The organism is Streptomyces sp. TAA486 (assembly GCF_000426165.1).
In genome coordinates this window covers 676,227-694,352 of the sequence record NZ_AUEV01000001.1, presented here as the reverse complement: position 1 = coordinate 694,352, position 18,126 = coordinate 676,227, and the positions used below count along the sequence as shown (strand labels likewise).

Annotated in this window: 18 protein-coding genes; 3 read left to right on the top strand and 15 right to left on the bottom strand. The window is 67.7% G+C overall.

Annotated elements, in window-relative coordinates; translation table 11 throughout:
- Positions 1-338 precede the first annotated feature (338 nt).
- The 9 genes from I004_RS0103165 to I004_RS0103125 form a co-directional block, all read right to left on the bottom strand.
- A complete protein-coding gene (locus I004_RS0103165; protein WP_028434301.1) occupies positions 339-1,229 on the bottom strand; it encodes a DUF5655 domain-containing protein in 891 nt (296 codons plus the stop codon).
- 554 nt (positions 1,230-1,783) lie between these two features.
- Positions 1,784-2,956, bottom strand: a complete 1,173-nt coding sequence (locus I004_RS31850) for a tyrosine-type recombinase/integrase (protein WP_486579705.1) — start codon at positions 2,954-2,956, stop codon at positions 1,784-1,786.
- Positions 2,957-3,290: 334 nt separating this feature from the next.
- On the bottom strand, positions 3,291-4,301 hold the full coding sequence (locus I004_RS0103155; RefSeq protein WP_028434300.1) for an ABC transporter substrate-binding protein: 1,011 nt from the start codon (positions 4,299-4,301) through the stop codon (positions 3,291-3,293).
- Complete coding sequence (locus I004_RS0103150; protein ID WP_028434299.1) at positions 4,280-5,098, bottom strand: ABC transporter ATP-binding protein; 819 nt, start codon at positions 5,096-5,098, stop codon at positions 4,280-4,282. Before I004_RS0103150 ends, I004_RS0103155 begins: the two co-directional genes overlap by 22 nt.
- Before the next feature lies 1 nt (position 5,099).
- Entirely contained in the window at positions 5,100-6,128 is a 1,029-nt protein-coding gene (locus tag I004_RS0103145) for an iron ABC transporter permease (RefSeq protein ID WP_037974901.1), read from the bottom strand.
- 163 nt (positions 6,129-6,291) lie between these two features.
- Positions 6,292-7,605, bottom strand: coding sequence for an MFS transporter (locus I004_RS0103140; protein WP_028434297.1), 1,314 nt, complete (start codon positions 7,603-7,605; stop codon positions 6,292-6,294).
- Entirely contained in the window at positions 7,602-8,447 is an 846-nt protein-coding gene (locus tag I004_RS0103135; protein ID WP_028434296.1) for a Rossmann-like domain-containing protein, read from the bottom strand. Before I004_RS0103135 ends, I004_RS0103140 begins: the two co-directional genes overlap by 4 nt.
- Positions 8,448-8,547: 100 nt before the next feature.
- Complete coding sequence (locus tag I004_RS0103130) at positions 8,548-9,555, bottom strand: pyridoxal-phosphate dependent enzyme (RefSeq protein ID WP_028434295.1); 1,008 nt, start codon at positions 9,553-9,555, stop codon at positions 8,548-8,550.
- An 11-nt stretch (positions 9,556-9,566) separates the two neighbouring features.
- Positions 9,567-10,349, bottom strand: coding sequence for a class I SAM-dependent methyltransferase (locus tag I004_RS0103125; RefSeq protein ID WP_199779314.1), 783 nt, complete (start codon positions 10,347-10,349; stop codon positions 9,567-9,569).
- 607 nt (positions 10,350-10,956) lie between these two features.
- On the opposite strand from I004_RS0103125, the gene I004_RS0103120 reads away from it, so the two are divergent.
- A complete protein-coding gene (locus I004_RS0103120) occupies positions 10,957-11,895 on the top strand; it encodes a GHMP family kinase ATP-binding protein (protein WP_028434293.1) in 939 nt (312 codons plus the stop codon).
- A gap of 33 nt (positions 11,896-11,928) precedes the next feature.
- On the opposite strand, the gene I004_RS0103115 is transcribed toward I004_RS0103120, so the two are convergent.
- From I004_RS0103115 to I004_RS31835, 6 genes are all read right to left on the bottom strand, one after another.
- Entirely contained in the window at positions 11,929-12,750 is an 822-nt protein-coding gene (locus I004_RS0103115) for an S-methyl-5'-thioadenosine phosphorylase (RefSeq protein WP_028434292.1), read from the bottom strand.
- On the bottom strand, positions 12,747-13,529 hold the full coding sequence (gene mtnC, locus I004_RS31845; protein ID WP_051344631.1) for an acireductone synthase: 783 nt from the start codon (positions 13,527-13,529) through the stop codon (positions 12,747-12,749). Before mtnC ends, I004_RS0103115 begins: the two co-directional genes overlap by 4 nt.
- The gene (locus tag I004_RS0103105; protein ID WP_028434291.1) at positions 13,526-14,107 is read right to left on the bottom strand and encodes a cupin; all 582 of its coding nucleotides are present in this window, start codon (positions 14,105-14,107) and stop codon (positions 13,526-13,528) included. The genes mtnC and I004_RS0103105 overlap by 4 nt, the downstream gene beginning before the upstream one ends.
- A gap of 4 nt (positions 14,108-14,111) precedes the next feature.
- Positions 14,112-14,774: a methylthioribulose 1-phosphate dehydratase gene (gene mtnB / locus I004_RS39775; protein ID WP_051344630.1), complete on the bottom strand. Its 663-nt coding sequence runs from the start codon at positions 14,772-14,774 to the stop codon at positions 14,112-14,114.
- Positions 14,771-15,814, bottom strand: a complete 1,044-nt coding sequence (mtnA, locus tag I004_RS39770; RefSeq protein ID WP_037974610.1) for an S-methyl-5-thioribose-1-phosphate isomerase — start codon at positions 15,812-15,814, stop codon at positions 14,771-14,773. Before mtnA ends, mtnB begins: the two co-directional genes overlap by 4 nt.
- 142 nt (positions 15,815-15,956) lie before the next feature.
- Positions 15,957-16,865, bottom strand: coding sequence for a class I SAM-dependent methyltransferase (locus I004_RS31835; RefSeq protein WP_051344629.1), 909 nt, complete (start codon positions 16,863-16,865; stop codon positions 15,957-15,959).
- Positions 16,866-17,070: 205 nt separating this feature from the next.
- Here I004_RS31835 and I004_RS0103085 point away from each other — a divergent pair, with 205 nt between their 5' ends.
- Both I004_RS0103085 and rpmF read left to right on the top strand, forming a co-directional pair.
- Positions 17,071-17,844: a TauD/TfdA family dioxygenase gene (locus tag I004_RS0103085; RefSeq protein WP_028434289.1), complete on the top strand. Its 774-nt coding sequence runs from the start codon at positions 17,071-17,073 to the stop codon at positions 17,842-17,844.
- Between the two features lie 111 nt (positions 17,845-17,955).
- On the top strand, positions 17,956-18,126 hold the full coding sequence (gene rpmF / locus I004_RS0103080) for a 50S ribosomal protein L32 (protein WP_028434288.1): 171 nt from the start codon (positions 17,956-17,958) through the stop codon (positions 18,124-18,126).

Genomic DNA, 18,126 nt, shown 5'->3' with positions numbered 1-18,126 from the left:
GTCTCCAGTGATCGCGACTCCTGGCGAAATCGCCGCTCACAGCAATTCCCAGCAACGCTCCCGGAAAAGCGAAACGCGCGTATTTCAACCGGTGTCTTCAGACCGCCTCGTCGGCAAGAACACGGCTCACAGCGGGCTTTGCGTTACCGCGCAGCGTGGTGCAGGAGCAGCGCCCGTATATAACCGCGGATCCCCGGTTAGCCAAACCGGGGATCCGCCGCATCATGGAAGTCCACCGCCACCCACTGCTCCCGAGTCGAAAGGCCGCCAACACTCCACAACCCACAACTCCACACACAAGCGCGCGACCGCCGCACCCGAGCGCGAGCGCTGCCGAGTTACGACACGTCGTAACTGAGGCGGAACAGCTCGTCGGCGCGTTCCAGATCCCGCTCCGTTCGCAGCGCCACCTCGAGATTGCCCGTGCCATGGTGGCCGCGCTCGGTCACATCTCGGGTGAAGTCCGGGATGAGGTCGACCTTCTTCGGGTTGGCCTTGAGGTAGACCAGCAGCTTGGTCTCCTGCGGAGGGCACACGCACGCGAAATGCTGCGTTCTCCGGTAGGCCCGGTAGGTCTGGGTCTCTATCCGCTTCACGTCATCGCCAAGTCCCGACAGAACCTCGCCCACGGCCTCCCGCAGCTCCGCCAGCGAACCGCCGGCCGGGCGGCCCTGCGCTTCGCCTCCCGCATCGGGAACGCCAGCTGCTCTGGTCGGGGCCGCCTGCCTGCCGACGGACGCCACCGTCTCCAAGGCGAAGTGATCGCTGCCCAGGAAGCGGTAGCTGACCAGGTCGATGGAGCGCCTGTGCTCACGCACGGCGTGCACGTCGTAGCGGCTGAAGCCCGCCGCGATACAGATCAGCCTGGGCGCGCTCCACAACACCTGGCCTGCCGCAGTCGGCCCGAGACGGCCGCGGACCAGAGCTTCGAACTCCGCCCGATGATCGACCAGCCACGACAGATAGTACAAGCCCTGGTTGATCACGCCGGCATCCACACCGCGCTTGTACTCGACAACGACCGGAGCCCCGCCCTCATCGATCCCCAGCGTGTCGATCCGACCGCCGTGGACCGGCCCGGTGCTGTACTCACTCGCCAACGGCCGCACCCCCAGCATGGTCTCCAGGTTGGCCCCGACCAGCTGATGCAACTCCCGCTCGCGCCCCGCAAGGCGGGACGAGACCTCCGCCACGCCACCGTTCACCGTGAACAGCTTCAGCCCCGTCACCCCTCGCAATCCCGCCTCCGCGACCAACGTCACGCAGACAGACATTGTTTCCGGGCCACGGGGCGCAGGGCAAACTCCTTTGCGAAGAGACCTGACCCGAGGCCCCTTCAGTCCACGGAGCGTCAGGTCCTCCGCCGGAGCACTTGACGCATTTCTGACGCCACTGGCTCGACTGCCCGTCAGAGAAGACGCTGACCTGCGCGAATCACTGGGAATCGAACGCTCCGGAGCCGTGTGCGCAGGTTCGAATCCTGCCGGGGGTACTTCCGATCAAGGGTCCTGAGCAGCAGAAATACAGGTCAGGACCTATTGCGTTCATGTCAAAAGGCAAACGGTGCTTGGACCGTTTGCCTTTTGGCGGCACGCGCCAGGTCCGCCCCGGTGGCGATGTTTACTTGTGGCATCAGTCCAGCTCAGAGTGCTCGATGGCGTCGGCACAACGCAGTCACCCTTCGGCGGTCGCGAGGATTACGCGTCAGCCGCACAAAGAGGCATCAGTGGCTCGACCAGTGCATTGTCGGCGGCTCTGCGGAAAACGTGCACGGTTTGGCGGGTCACTGCTCAGGCGAAGCCGTAGCTGTTTCGTCGTCCGGAGCGGGCGGGTCGTAGGCGCGTAGGAGGTGCTCGATGCGCTGGTTGGTGATGGATTGCCTGTCGTAGAGGCACTTCGCGTAGCGCGTGAGGAGGACGTCGATGCTGTTGCCGGCGCGCTGGGCCACCTCCGCTGGATCTGCTCCTGAGCACAGCCAGGTGGACAGGGCGGAGTGCCGTAGATCGTAGGGCTTCGCGGCGAGCGGGGACGCCACAAGTTGCGGCGGTAGTGCGAGCGTGCGGGCTTCGCTCCAGGCCCTGTAGTACGAGGTGGAGCCGATGATGTCGCCGCGCTCGGTGAAGAACAGGCGGCCGTCGTCTGCGACCCCGAAGGTGTTGATGCTCTCGCGCCACAAGGCAACGAGGTGCGGAGGAAGGGGCACGACCCTGGTCTCACCTGCCGGGCGGTTCTTCAGCCCCCGCTGGTCGTGGCGGCGCCCGCTGTCAGTCCACTTCTTGCCCACCTGCGGCAGGGCCCGGTTGACGACCAGCCGGCCCCAACCACTGGTGGGCAGCACGCAGTCGGTCACCACCACCCCCGCTGCCTCTTCCGGACGCAGTCCGGCGTAATACATGCCCGCGAAGAAGCCGACGAGCCGTCGGCCACGTGCCCGGTGATAGGTGCCGACGTAAGTGACGGCGGTGATCAGTGTGCGCGCCTGCTGAGGGTTGACGACAACACGAGGATCGACCTTGGTTACCTGCCGCGAGACTCCACCCCTGATGTTGTCGAGCGGATGACTACCCAACTCACCCTGTTCGACGGCGTAGTACAAGGCGCTCACCAGCACCTTCCGTTTGCGTCGCCATGTCTCCCGGGCCGCGGCCGTGCCGTCGCGCTTGCGGCGCAGTGCATCAAGCACACCGCGGGCCACCGCCGGGTCATGCAGGTCGATCAACGGCCGGGACGCCTTCGCTACCCAGTCCAGTACCAACCGCGCCTGTACGGGAACTTCGCCTTCCTGGGGCCCGAGTACGACGAATGCCCATCCCTGCAGCGAACGGTGCAGGAGCGACTCCTCGGGGCGACCCGGCAGGTCAAGCAACATCGCCCGGGTAATGGCCGCCAGCGCCTCGCTGTTCTCCCGCCGGGTGTGCGCCGCCCGCCCCAACCAGTGCGCCTGAGCGTAGTCCACGGCGAACGCGTACCAACTCAGCTGCGACGGCCCACGCGAACCGTATGCACCGGCCCGGCCCGGAGCCAGCCCCGCACGCAAAGCCCGCACCAACTCCGCCCCGAACTCCCCCGCCAAATCCGCAGCAAGGCCGGCCCGCTCCGCATGCCCCCCTCTGCGTATCTGGCCGTGACATCGGCCCGCCCCCTCACCGAAACCTTGCCTGCTGCTCCAACCCCCACGTCTGTCCATGTCGGCCTCCTCGCGGATCACGTTCCGCCTGTCAGCCTCCTCCGACGCATCCCGCACAGAGCCATGCATACCGAGTTTTTTCACACAATAGCTGCTGCGTGCTTCAGCGTTCCAGTTTCCGCACGTACTTGCCGAACTTCTCCAGGCCGTCGATGTTGCGGGGGCCGCTGATGCCTTCGTTGTAGTCGAGGATGAAGAAGTTGTTGTTCTTCACGGCTGGCAACTCCTTGGTCTGCCGTGACTTCTTGAGGAAATCGATCTTCTTCTTGGCCGGCTTGTCCCCGTAGTCGAGGATCACGATGACCTCGGGCTCGGACTTGGTGACGCTCTCCCAGTTCACCTGTGTCCAGCGGTGGTCGAGGTTCGAGAAGACGTTCTTCCCACCGGCCTTCTTGATGATGTCGTTGGGCGGGACCTGGTTCCCCGCGGTGAAGGGCTGGTCCGTGCCCGAGTCGTAGAGGAAGACCGGTACCGGACTGCCCTTGGGCGCCTTTGCCTCCACCGCTTTCTCACGCTGCTTGAGGTCGTCGACGACCTTCGTCGCCTTTTCCTCCACCTTGAATATCTTCCCGAGCCGCTCCAGGTCGGTGTAGAGGGCTTCGAAAGGCTTCTTCTTCTCCGGGTGCTTCGGGTAGTTGTAGCAGCTTTCGGTGTGCATGAAGCTCTGGATCTTGAGCTTGTCCAGGATCTCGGGTGTGATGCCGCGCTGGTCGCTGAAGCCGGAGTTCCAGCCGGCCACCACGAAGTCGGCCTTTGCATCGACGACGACTTCCTTGTTCAGGAGATCGTCGCTGAGCTTCTTCACCTTGGCGTATTCGGACGCCCACGGCGACTCCTTCACGGGAGGGTTCGCCGGTGGCATCACGTAGCCGTACACGTGGTCGGTCAGTCCGAGGCTGAAGAGCTTGTCGGCGCTGCCGCCCTCGTAGGCGACCGTGCGCTGAGGGGTGGTGTATTCGACCGGCTCACCGCACCTCTTGACGGTGGCCTTCTCGGACTTCTTCCCGTCGGTCGCGACATCGGCACCGCATCCCGTGAGCAGGAGTGCGACAGCCGCGGTCGATCCCATGACGGCGCGTCGCCGTGCGGAGTTCAGTGGCCGGGTGGCGTGCATGACGTGTCACTTCCGTTCTTTGATGCAGGGGTGAGGGTGAGGGAATACAGCAGTTGCGGATCGCCCGTCAGCGGGTGGCAGACGACGGTGGTGCGGACGCCGAAGACGTCGTGAACCAATTCCGGCGTCAGGACCTTCTCCGGAGTTCCGGAGGCGACCAGGCGGCCTTCGGAGAGCACGCCGAGCTGGTCGCAGGCCGCTGCGGCGAGGTTGAGGTCGTGCAGCACGACCAAGGTGGTCAGGCCGGTGCTGCGCAGCAGCGACAGCAGCTCCACCTGATGACGTACGTCGAGGTGGTTGGTCGGCTCGTCGAGGACGAGGATCTTGGGCTCCTGGACGAGCGCACGGGCCACGAGGACGCGTTGACGCTCGCCTCCCGAGAGCGTCAGTACGCCCCGCCGGGCGAGGTGGGAGATGTCGAGCTGCTCCATGGCCCGCTCGCACAGCTCCCGCTCCCTGGCACTGAGCACGTGGTTGCCCCGGATGTGGGGCGTGCGGCCCAGAGCGACGACTTCCTCGACGGTGAAGTCGAGTTCGACCTCTCCGTCCTGGGCGAGGGCGGCGACGAGTTGGGCGCTTCGCCGCATCCTCAGACGGGAGAGTTCCTCCTCACCGATCCGCACGGTGCCGGAACTCGGACGCAGGGCCCGGTAGATGCACCTCAGCGCGGTGGACTTGCCGCTGCCGTTGGGTCCGACGAGGCCGACGCACCGGCCGTCCGGCACGTTCAGCGAGAGGTCGCTCAGGAGCTTCTTGCCATCGGTGACGACGGAGAGCTGATCGAGGGTGAGGTCCATGTCAACGGCCTCCGAACATGTAGGCCTTGCGGCGCATCAGCGTGACGAACACCGGGACGCCGACCAGTGCGGTGATGACGCCGAGGGGCAGTTCCCGCGGGGCGACGAGCGTCCGGGCGACTAGGTCCACCCACACCATGAAGACGGCTCCGACGAGCGGGCTGACGGCGAGGACGCGCGCGTGCGTGGACCCGACGACCATGCGAACCAAGTGGGGCATGACCAGGCCGACGAAGCTGATGGCACCGCTCACGGCGACCATGGCACCGGTCACGAGCGAGACGAGGACCAGAAGTTGCTTACGGTGCCGGTCGGGGTCGACGCCCAGGCTCGCCGCGGTCTCGTCGCCGAGCGCCATCACGTCCAGGGCGCGGCTGTAGCGCCGCAGCACGACCAGGCCGAGCAGCACCGCGGCGGCCACGGCGGGCAGCGCTGACCATGTCGCGGCGCCGAAGCTCCCCATGGTCCAGTACAGAACCGTGCTGGTGGCCTCGCTGTTAGGGACCAAGTAGATGATCACGCTCATCACGGCCTGGAAGCCGAGCGCCATGGCGACGCCGGTCAGTATGAGGCGCAGCGGTGACATCCCGGCCCGGCTTACGGCAGCCGTGTACACCAGGGCGGATGCCGCCAGAGCCCCCATGAACGCGCCCGCTGACATGGCGTAGACCCCCAGCCCCGCAAGCCCACCCGTGACGGTGACGCCGACCGCACCGACGGACGCTCCGGAGGAGACCCCCAGGACGTACGGGTCCGCCAGCGCGTTGCGCACCATCGCCTGGACGGCGACCCCGATGGTGCTCAGCCCCGCCCCGACGAGTGCGGCAAGCAGCACGCGCGGAGTGCGGATCTCCCAGACGATCTGATACGTCGTCGTCTCGCTCGCGCCGATCTTCCCGCCGCTCAGAGCCGCCCACAGGTACCGGGCGGTGTCGGGGGGCGTGATCACCGCAGTCCCGAGACCAATGGCGACGACGACCGACACCAGCAGCAGAGCGAGGAGGACGACGCACGTCGTCGTCAGCCTCATGCGTGAGACAGAGGACCCGGAACCACGGGCGCCGGAAGCCTGGCCCACCTTCCCCTCCGGGGTGCGGGAATCGCTGCTCACCGTCGGCGCCGATGATGCTGACGGGCACATACGCACTCCTTTCCGCAACGGATGGTGGACGACGTGTTCGTCGTGAGGCCGGTCACGAGGTCGTGGACGTGTCGGACGAATCGGGGTTCTCCGTGCCGTCCTCGCCGGTGAGTTCGTCGCCGGAGAGACGCGAGACCAGGAAGGCCGCCCCCAGTGCCACCGCTGTGAGCGCCCCGAAGACCAGAGCGATTCCGGGATAGCCGGCAAGGCCGAGCCCGGCGCCGCCCAGGGAAGCGCCGACGAAGACGCCGAGGCTCATCCCCGCAGCGTTGATGCTCAACGCGGATCCGCGCAGCGCCCCGCAGCGCCTCACCAGCAGGCTCACCGCACACGCGGCGACGACCGCGTGACTCGCTGCGTGGAGCGAAGTGAGCACAAGAGCCAGCGGAAGCCAGTGCGTGAAGTAGAAACCGACGACGGAGGCCATGGCCGCGACAAGGCCGAGGAGCAGCAGGTGCTCAGTACGCACCCGGGGCTGAGCGGAGTTCGTCAGCCGTCCCGTGAGGAGGTTGCTCACGAAGAACGAAGCACCGCTGAGCGTCCAGACGAACGAGAAGAGTCCGGGGTCGAGTTGGAAGCGGCTGTCGTAGTACGCGGCCAGATATGCCAGGTACCCCATGAACACTGCGGTGCGGAGAAGGGATATCAGCAGCAGCGGCACGGCACCGCGCACCGCGGCGAGCGCCTTGAAGGAGGCGAAGTAGCTCAACTTCTCGCCGCTGTCGGCCGCTTCTTCCTCCACAACGGAATGCCCGCGCCGTGAGAGCAGGATGGCCGCGAGCAGCAGCGAGACGACTGTGACCGCGAGAAGGTCTCCCTCCCACCCCCAGAACACCGCGGGCAGCGCGATCACGGGCGCCGCCAGCATCGCCGTCATGGACTGGGTGGCCGTGACCAGCGTCGCCGCCCTGCTGGCCGCCTTCCCGGAGCCGAACCGGTCGGCTGCCGCCGCCGTCAGAGCCGGATTGAGTACGGCTGTCCCAGCCCCGACGAGCAGGCAGAACGCCACGAGAAGGACGTATTCGCCGCTCGCTCCGAGAGCGGCCGAGACCGCCAGCACTCCGAGTCCGCCGGCAGCGGCCCACTCCTTGGGGACCCGGTCGATCAGCGGTGCCAGTGCCGTACCGACCAAGAGGGCCGCGAGGCCCCCGAGCCCACGGAGTCCGCCCATCGCTGCGACGCTGCTTCCGGACTCGCCGGCGATCGGTACCAGGTACGTGCTGAAGATGGTGAAGGGCAGCAGCCCGACCGCTGAGGCCAGCAGTATCGGCCACAGCGTGCGCGTCATGTTCAGGTCGCTCGGAAGCTGCTCACCGGTGTCCGGGTCGTCGCGCTTCATCTGTGAAGTCCCGGCGCCGTTGCTCAAGATGCCTCCTCGAGTGCCGCCGCAGAGCTGTCGGCCCGGTAGCGGTACAGGACGGTCGCGTCCGCGCTGAACTGCGAGAAGGGGAAGGCCTCGGCCGACAGCGCGGAGACGCCGCTGGACAGGAACGCGCGGGCGACGGCGCTGCCGGACTGCGCGTAGACCACGAGCGGCAGGGCGTTCTGCCTGCAGTGCTCGAGAATCAGGTCGAACGTGCCGTTGCCGAGGGTCATTCCGGTGGCCACCACGGCATCCGCCTGCTCGAGGACTTCGGTCATGTCGTCCGAGACCGGCTCACCCCACTGCGTGGTGCGCAGATTCAGGTCACAGGGCAGACACACACCACCTCGGTCACGTATCGCTTCGATCAGTGGATTCACCACACCGATCAGAGCCACCTTGGCGCCCGGCTCAAGGTCGAGGAGTCCGGCGATGGCGGCGTCCCGCGCCCTCGCCCGTATCTCCGGCGTTCCCGTGGGCAGCGTGACCGGCTCGGCTTCACCGGCCTCCCGGTGCTGGCGAACCCGGGAGAGATAGGCGTCCAGTGCGGCGATGCGCACGGAGGCGGACTCGTTGCGTAGGAGCGTCTCCAGAGTGAAACCGGAGGCGTTCTCGCAGAACTCGGGGCTCAGCTCGCCCGCTTCGAAGGAGCAGGCGCCGAAGCTCTCTCCCACGCGCAGCAGGAGGTAGTGGTTGTGGTAAGTGACGTCGCCGCCCGCCAGCCGCGTCGTGTGATAGAGCCAGAAGGCGCTGGTGACGGTTATGTCCTTCGGATCCGGGCCATAGGCCCCCTCCAGTATTCCCTCGGTCAGTTCCGCGACAGTGTGCGGCTTCGGGTAGGGCATTCTCGGTTCTCTCGTCGAGTGGTGGATGTGATGCTGCTGCTCTGTGAGCCGGAGGCCGACCGTTGGAGGGGCCGGCCAGGTTCTTTGCGGGGCCGTGGCGTCAACTGCCGTGCGCCGGCTGGGATATGTCGCGCCAGGAAGCTGCCGACCAGGGGGGTTTCAGTTCGTCGAGGGAGGCGATCTCGTGCGGTCTCAGGGTCTCGATGCCCTTGGCACTGCGGTGCTGGGCGTAGGCGTCCTCGACGTAGCGGTGGCCGGAGTCGGCCGCGATGAAGACGTACGTGCGCGAGCTGTTCCCGCGCCGTTCCCAAAGACTGGTCAGGTACGCCGCCCCAGCGGACAGGCCCGCGAATATCCCGGTGCTGCGCAGCAGTTCAACGGATCCCGACAGGGCGCATTCGAAATTGACCCAGTGGATCCTGTCGTACAGCTCGTGCCGGACGTTCTTGAACTCGATGGCGCTGCCTATGCCGGCGATGATCATGTCCGGGTCCGGCACGTGCTCCGAACCGAACGTCACGCTGCCGAAAGGCTGCATACCCACCACGGACACGTCCCGGCTGGCTTCCCTGAGGTAGGTGCTGATGGCGCCGGTCGACGCCCCTGAGCCGACACCGCCGACCAAGGTGACCGGCCCCGCGGGGATTTCCCGGTCCATGACGTCGGCGACCTCGCGGTAGCCGTAGTAGTGGATCTCGTCGTGGTACTGCCGCATCCAGTGGTACGACGGATTCGACTCGAGGATTTCCGCGATCCGGCATACCCGCAGTTCCTGGTCGAGGCGGAGGTTCTTCGACGGCTCGACCTGTTCCAGGGTGGCGCCGAGAATCTCCAGTTGCACGCGGAGTGTCCGGTCCACGGTCGTGGAGCCCACGATGTGGCACTTGAGCCCGTAGCGGTGGCACGCGAGCGCGAGGGCCTGCGCGTAGATGCCGCTGGAGCTGTCGATGAGCGTGTCGCCCGGATTCACGGCCTCCGAATCGAGCAGATGGCGAACCGCTCCCAAGGCCGAGTAGACCTTCATCGTCTCGAAACGCAGGCAGATCAGATCCGGCTCGAGACGGATCAGGTCGGGCTGCTTGATCGCTTCCGCGATATGTGAGTGCATCCCCGGCGCCGTCAGACCGCTGCACTCGGGCGCAACTTGAACAAGAAGGTCTGCACGTCGTCCGTGTCCCACGTCTGATGGTGGATCACCTCCGGGAAGAACCCGGATTCGATCGCGTACGCAACGATGTTCCGCAGCTCGGAGGTGTTGGAGACGATGAAGTAGATCTCACCGTCCTTCGCCAGCAGGTTGCGCTGCACGACCTGGTCGAAGAACCGCCGCACAATGCCTATGCCCACGCACACGTTCCGCACGACGGCCGGGTCCTCGCTCACCGTCTCCCGCACGGCGGGCGGGTTGAAGGTGATCACGTCGAACCGTGCTCCGTCGGGCACGCTCTCGAACAGGTCCGAAACCCGGGGGTGGAAGAGGGTTCCGGGCCGGTCGCCCACGATCCGCTCGTAGGCATCCGTCATCGCCCGCACGCTCTCGGGGTCGATATCCATCGCGTGGATCTCCTTCGCCCCGCGGAGCCCGGCGACGACCGCCTCGACACCGAGGCCGACGCCCATGGCCCCGTAGCACCTCCCGCCGACGGGGATGGTCCCGTCCAGGATCCGGTCGTGGATCATCCGGCTCGTCTCCCCCGGCGTGAAGACGCCAGGGGGCATGTCGAACGTCCAGTCCCGGTAGGCGTACGTGCGCCACGTGTGCAGGTCCGCCTTGGGGGTGTTGAGGGCGATGATCTCGTCCGCGGGAAGCGTGTGCGGAAGGGTTCCGTGGAGGTCCCACGCCCCGGCCACTGCCGGGTCGTCGGCGGAGGGTGCTGTCCTCGTACGGTTCTGCTCGCCCATGGCTCCTCCTGCTGGGGTTCTTCCTGCGGGTCCCGTCCCCGCCGGCTGCACTGCTCCGTCATGACGCGCGCCTCCCGCAGGAGGTGAACTCCGAGACATCCCGCCGCAGTTCTCGCGGCCCGGAGCGGCGCACACCCCGATACGGCACGGCTGAATCCGGGCGGCTGCCTCGCGTCAGCGAGCATCAACCAAGTGGAAATGATTGTCAAGACCACTATTGGCCACCGCGCACCGCCGGCAGCGCAGCGAGGCCACTCGACCCCGAGGACACCAATGCGCACAGGCAACGCCGGCTTGCCTCATCGCATCCGGATGAGTTAGAACGATTATCAGTTTCATCTCCACCCACGACATCCGGCGTGGGCCCTCGATGCCGGCGTCGCAACAGCCGTCAACTGACCTCACGCGTACGCGAGAAGTCCCGTCCCACATGGCCCTTCAGCCGGGTCCCGTATCTGGTGCGGTCCCCTGAACCCTCAGCTGCCTTCACCGTGATGTGACATCGAGTCGGCCGCCGGCAGGTGTCCGGCGGATCTCGGACACACGCACTCGTGCGGTCGCAGAGCTACGGCTACGAGGAGGCGGCGCAGGAAAAGAGAGGAAACACGTGAAGCGCTCCCACGATGTGACCCCGCGACAGGGGCTGACGGGCACTGGCACGGCCTTCGGCACCTTCGGCGAACTGCTGCAGGGTGTGCTGCCGGGGGATGGTGGCGACTTCCTCGTGACCCTGCCGGTCGCCAGGTGGAGCATGGCGACATTCCGTCAGGACCCGGGGGCAGACGGGATCACCGTACGGCCCGTGCACAAGAAGAAAGCACTGCAGTTGGCGCACTTGATCGCCGAAGAGGAGCGCCGTCCCGTCAGGGGCGTACTGACCGTCAGCAGTGTGATCCCCGAGGGCAAGGGGCTGGCCAGTTCTTCGGCGGACCTCGTCGCCACGGCCCGAGCCGTGGCGAAGACCCTCACAACGCCGATGCCGCCCGGCCGGATCGAGCGATTGCTGGCCCGGATCGAACCGACGGACGGCGTGCTCTACCCGGGGATCGTCGCGTTCCACCACCGGGAGGTGCGGCTGCGCGCGGTCCTGGGATCCCTCCCGGCGATGACCGTGGTGGGGATCGACGAGGGCGGCGCCGTGGACACCGTCGCCTACAACCGCATACCCAAGTCCTACTCCACAGCGCAGGGTTATGAGTACGCCCGACTGCTGGACAGGCTCGCTGACGCCATCCCGCGTCACGATCTGGTGGAAGTGGGCAGGGTCGCGACCCGGAGCGCGCTGATGAACCAGCCGCTGCGGTACAAGCGGTCGCTGGAGCCGATGCGGGAGATCTGCCGTGAGGTGGGCGGTCTCGGTGTGGCCGTGGGGCACAGCGGCACGACTCTCGGAGTCCTCCTGGACTCCCGGGATCCCTCATGTACGCGCAGGGCCATGGAGGCGGCCCGGGCGTGCGCGGAACTGGCTGACGGTGTCGCCGTCTACCGCACGCTCAGCTTCTCCGGCGTGCGAGCCCCCACCGCCGAACCCCTGCTCACGGTCTGAGGAAAAGGGCCGGGGTGGGAGCGTCGCGTCGTTTCAGGGCAGTTCGAAGGGCAGTGTCATCCCCTGCGTCGCCCGTGCGCACGGCAGTTCCTGGACACTCTCGGGCAGGAGCTGTACGGCCTGGAGGACGATGCGGCGCAGTCGTTCGACGTTCTGGGCGAACAGCGCGAAGACATCCTCCTGGGCGACGCCGTCCTCGGGGCCGATACCGGCATCCAAGTCGGTCACCAGGGCCAACGACGCGTAGCACATATCCAGTTCACGAGCGAGCACGGCCTCAGGGTGACCGGTCATATTCACCAGCGACCAGCCCTGCGAAGCGAACCACCGGGACTCGGCGCGGGTGGAGAACCTCGGCCCCTCGACGACGACCATCGTCCCGCCGTCGACGGCTTCGCCGCCCATGACGGCAGCTGCCTTGAGGAGCGCCGAGCGTCCCGGCTCGTAGTAGGGGTCGGCGAACGAGACGTGCACGGCACCCTCGTCGTAGAAGGTCTGGACGCGGCCGCTCGTACGGTCCACGAGCTGGTCCGGCACCACGACCGTGCCCGGCCCCAGATCGCGGCGCAGTGACCCGGCGGCACAGGGGGCGAGTATCTGGCGGACGCCCACGGAGCGCAGTGCCCACATGTTCGCCCGATAGTTGATCTTGTGGGCGGGGAAACGGTGCCCCCGGCCGTGTCGCGGCAGGAACGCCACGCGACGTCCCCCGGCCGTCCCCACGGTGACCGCATCGGCCGGTTCACCGAACGGGGTGTCGACCCGGAGCTCTTCGGCCTCGGAGAGCAACTCGTAGAATCCGCTGCCGCCGATCACCCCTACGTCGGCCGCAGGGAGTCGGGGGTCGTCTGTCATCGCGGCCTCTCTGCAGGGGAGTTGGGGACGTCCGCTGTCCGGCGGACGGTTTCCGTGGTCCGGGAGCCGCTCAGCAACCGGAGCTCGTCCAGCGAGGAGACGACCCGGTGGCCGTCCACTCGGACTCCCCGGGGGTCACCGGGGCGCCGTACGGCCACCGTCTGCCAGCCGGCCGTCGCTGCGGCATCCAGCTCGCGGCACTCGTCGCTGAGGAAGAGGATTTCGCCCGGCGGTGTGCGAACGGCCTCGGCGATGTTCCGGTAGGACTCGGCATTGTGCTTGTTCCCTGCGTCGAGGAGGTCGAAGTGGTCGCATACGAGGCCGCTGAGGTCGCCGTGATTGCTGTGCGCGAACCAGTCGCGCTGGGCCGCGCGCGAGCCCGAGGAATAGATGAAGCAGTCAATGCCGGCGTGCCTCCAGAGGGCGAGCGCTGATGGCACGTCGTCGTAGACGTGGCCCGCCAGTTCGCCGCGTGCGTAGCCGTCGGCCCAGATCAGGCCCTGGGCCCTCTTCAGCGGTGGAGCCTTCAGGTCCTGGTCGGACCAGCGCTCCAGGGCCGTCACGGCCTCCTCCTCCCCGAGCGCGGCGTCGCCGGTGAAGTCCCGTATCTCTCGCAGGAGTTCCGCGTGGGCGCGCTCGCCGCGATGCGCCGCCAGCCAATCGGCAAAGCGCTTCCTGGCGTACGGGAAGAGCACGTCGTGCACGTGGGAGGCCGAGCCCGTGGTCCCCTCGATGTCGAGGACCACGGCCCGCACCGGCGTCGTCTCCGCCGTCATCATGCCGCCCCGGCCTTGAGAAGAGCGTCGAGGCGGGGGAAGCGCTGTCCGATCGGGTCGCCGGTGAAGTCGCCCACCCATCCGTCGGCCTTCTCGAAGAAGCGGATCGCGGTGAATTCGGGGCGCGGTCCCATGTCGAACCAGTGGCGTGTGCCGGCAGGTACGGAGAGAAGATCGCCCGCCGTGCACACGGTCGCGTAGACGCGTTCGCCGATGTGGAGGTAGAAGCAGCCGTTTCCGTGCGCGAAGAAGCGCACCTCGTCCTCGCCGTGCCTGTGCTCCTCGAGAAAGGCCGAACGAGCCTTGGCTGCCTGCGCCTTCCACTCCTCGGTGTCCTCGGGGTGCAGTTGGGCGACGTCGACGAGGCCGAGCCCTTCGTGCGCGCACAACTCGTCCACCTCGGTCCGGTAGCGGGAGAGGACTTGTTCCTGGCTTGTGCCACGGGTGACGGTGCCGCGCACGGGCCAGCGGCGCAGCGTCACGGAGGAATCGCCCAGCGCTTCGGTGATCCGCCCGTGGTCCTCGGTGCGCAGCAGCACGTTCTGCGGGTCGTCCTCTGGCATGACTTGCAGCAGTGTCATCAGATCACTCCCTCTTCCATGGTTCTGCGAAATCGGTTCCCGTGAGGAGGAGCAGCTGGCAGATCGACTCCAGGCACTCCAGACGGTTGCGGGCCTGCCGAAGCTCGTCCCCCCATGTGGTGATGCCGTGGTCGGTGATGAGGAGGCCGGGCGGCGCGTCGGCGGTGGCGCCCAGGTGACCGGCGACGTCCGCCGCGATCCGGGGCACCTCCCGCCAGTTGGGGAAGACGGGGAGATCGCAGGCGGCGGGGTGTTTCAGGCCGAGGCCCTTGAGCAGTTCGAAGCCGGTGAGGGGCAATGTCCGGGTCCGCGCCGGGTCACCCGCGCGGCAGGCGACAGCGGTGGCGTAAGGCGAGTGGACGTGCACGACGGCCCGTGCCCGGGTGGTGCGGTAGACCGCCGCGTGGATGGTGGTCTCCGCCGAAGCCCGTGGCAGGCCGGGACTCAGCTGCCCGCCCGTGCCGGTGTCCACGAGTGCCATGTCGTGCCGCGTGAGGGTGCCCTTGTCCCGGCCGCTGCCGGTGATCACGGCATGCCCGTCCGGCAGCCGTACGGAGAGGTTGCCGGCCGTGCCCGGCATCCACCCGCGTTCATACAACTGCCGTGAGAGCGCGGCGAGTTCGTCTGCGACCTCCGTCTGTTGCCCGTGGGCGAGGCCGCCGCTCACGGTGCCACCGGGCTCGGCAGGTCGGCTTGACTGGATCGGGGCCGGAAGTTGCGGTGTTCGGAGACGACGGCCGTGACCAGTTCAGCCGGGGTGACGTCGAAGGCCGGATTGTGGACCGCGGCGCCGGCGGGTGCGACGCCGGTGCCTGCCAGCGATGTCACCTCGGTCGCGTCACGTTCCTCGATCACGATCTGCGAGCCGTCGGCCAGTTCCTCGTCCCATGTGGACCGCGGCGCGACTACCACGAAAGGGATGCCGTGGTGTGCCGCGGACACGGCCAGTCCGTAGGTACCGATCTTGTTGGCGACGTCGCCGTTTGCCGCGATGCGGTCCGCGCCCACCAGTACGCAGTCCACCATTCCGCGCGCCATGGCCGCGGCGGCGGCAGAATCGACGCACAGCCGATAAGGGACGCCGGCCTCGCCGAGTTCCCATGCGGTGAGCCGGGCGCCCTGCAGCAGCGGTCGGGTCTCGCCGACGAGCACTTCGCTGACCCGGCCGCGTCCGTGCAGGGCCACGATCGCACCGAGGGCAGTGCCGACGGCGGCCGTGGCAAGTCGCCCTGTATTGCAGTGTGTGAGAAGACGCAGGGGCCCGTGTGGTACCAGCGATTCCACGAAATCGGCGCCCCGTTGCGCCGTGGCCGCGTTTGTTGCCGCGTCCTCATCCAGCATGGCAAGAGCTTCGGCCAGCACGGCGCCGGGCCCGCCGTCGAGACGCGCCGCGGCCCTCCGCACGCCCCAGGCCAGATTGACGGCCGTGGGGCGAACCGCGCTCAAGCGTGCGGCATCGGCCCGGACGGCCGCGTCGTCGACCCTCCCGCCTGCAGAGTTCCGGTGGGCGGACAGCGCCACGCCGAGGGCTGCCGCCAGCCCGATGGCTGGGGCACCGCGGATCGCCAACGCCCTGATGGCTTCCAGAAGTTGGTCAACTGTGCTCAGGCGGAGCAGGCGGTGTTCATGCGGCAGCGCCCGCTGGTCGACGGCGAGGACAACCCCGTCCTCCCAGCCCAGGGAGTGGTCCGGTTGAGGTGATTGCACCAGGTCACACCCCCGTCATATCGCCACGGCCGACGGGTGGGCCGGAACCGGGGCCGTGCTCGTGCGGCGGGGCGGGTCGTGCGCGTACTGGCAGACAGGCAGAAGGCGGAACATGGATCTCCTGTACGTGAACCGGTGGGTGTCAGCGAGGCGATGGTGGGCGAGTGGCATCACCGGGACGCGTCCTGCCGAGCGCTGAGCCGGCATCATCGGCGCGTACGGCGGATGTGACGCGGCACAACGTGCCGGTGCCGATGAGGACGGTGACCTCGAAGGTCTCCCTCCGTTCGGCGAGCAGCACCTGAGCGAACCGCCGCCGCACGCACGCCGTGGCCGCCGGAGACAGTCCATCGAGCAGCCCCTTCAGGCGTGTCCGGAGCAGTAGCGGCCAGAGCAGATCCGGGTCGGCGGGCAAGGTCAGACGGTGAGTGCGGACGTCAGGGAAGGACAGCGAGCGCGCGGCCAGCCACTCCCTCAACTCGGCGGGCGTCCCCGTGGGGCCGTCCACCGCGGTGGGCCACGAGACCGAACCGGGCAGCGCCTCCGCCAGACTGATTGCCTGCAGGAGCGTTTCAGCGAGCGGTTCGAGCACTGCCTCGGCCCAGACGCTCACCGTCAGCCGCCCACCAGGGCGCAGCAGTTGGAGCAGCCGCTCTGTCGCCGAGACCGGATCACGGAAGACGTCCGTGCCTCCTGCGCAGAGGATGGAGTCGTAACCACCTCTGCGCGGGGGCCATGCAAGGACATCGCCCTGCACGAATTGCACGTTGCCCAGCCTGCGCGCGGCGGCCTCGCCACGTGCCCTGACGATGAGAGGGCCTGAGGGGTCGACAGCGTCGACCGTGCCCACCGGGCCCGTCCGTTCGGCGGCGGCCAGGGCGGTGGCTCCCGATCCGCAGCGCAGGGCGAGGACGTGGGCTCCCATGCGCAGTTGCGCCGCGTCCGCGGTAGCCGCGCCGACCGGCGTCCAGAAGAACTCGCGCAGCCGTTCATCAGCCGCTGTTTCGCAGCCCACTTGCTCAGGCGCCAGTTCGTGCGTCTCCGTCTCCATGCACCGTCCTCCCAATCGAGCGACGAACCGGAAGCGTATATGAAAATGAAAATCAATCCAAGGTCGGCTGTTCATAGGTACTGTTGCGACGGCGGCCGACTGGACCGACCAGGCCACCTGAGGTCGGTGGGGACGGCTCCGCCCGCGGATCTGCGGACCCACGGACGGCGAAGACCCGGTACTGCTTGAAGGGATACGAACAGCAATGCAGGAGATGCTCGCGGCCCCGGCCGAAGCCGGACTGGTCCCCGAACGGCTCGACATGGGGTGCGCCGACGCGGTCTCGCGCTGCCTCGCGCGGGACGGGGCCGTCATCCTGACGGGGCAGGCTCCGTCGCCGCGGGCCCTCACCGTCGCCGCAGCCTTCGCCCTCGGCGAGCAGCTGCGGCAGCTCTTTCCGCAGCGTCAGCGGCCCTCGTCCGAAGGTTCGCCGGTGCACCTGCACGCGGACAGCTTCGACGTAGTGGTGGACGTGGCCGGAGTGCCCACGAGGCGGCGCCACCCCGATGAGGACTACGCCCTCGTGCAGCTCACACGGCCGCCGCTGTCGGGGGGAGAGTCGTTCGTGGCCGACGCTTACCGTTTCGTGGACGCTCTGCGAACCGCGGACCCGGAGTTGTGGGAGTTCCTGACGGGCACCGACGTCGACTTCTACGGAGCCTGGGCCGGCTTGCGGGGCCTGCCCTCAACTCCTCGCGCCGGCAGGCATGTCGAGTACACCCGAGGGGGACGTCGGATCGTGCGCCGCAGTGACGGCACCGTGCCCCTGCACCGGGACCCGGACATGGAGCACATCGAGGCCATGCTGCGGCACTTCGAGGAGAAGGTGCGCGAACTGGAGAGCACGCTCCCCCGGTTCTCACTTGAGGAGGGGGACATCCTCATTCTCGACAACTACCGCTGCTGGCACGGCAGGGACGCGCACACGGGCGACCGCACGACCCGCATCCTCACCCTGCTCAGCGCCGAGGCACGCTGACCTCCCGGCGACCCCTCCTCAGCGAGCTGCGATACCCCCCGAACAAACATTGCTAATGGAACCCATTTTCATCTAACCTGCGGGGACACCCACTCGTCACGGAGGTGCCTCATGGCCGTCCCCAAGCGGAAGATGTCCCGCAGCAACACCCGCCACCGCCGCGCCCAGTGGAAGGCCACCACGCCGCAGCTCGTGCCCGTCGTGATCGACGGAACCACGTACCAGGTGCCGCAGCGGCTGGTACGTGCGTACGAGCGCGGACTCCTGCGCCCCGAGGGCTGA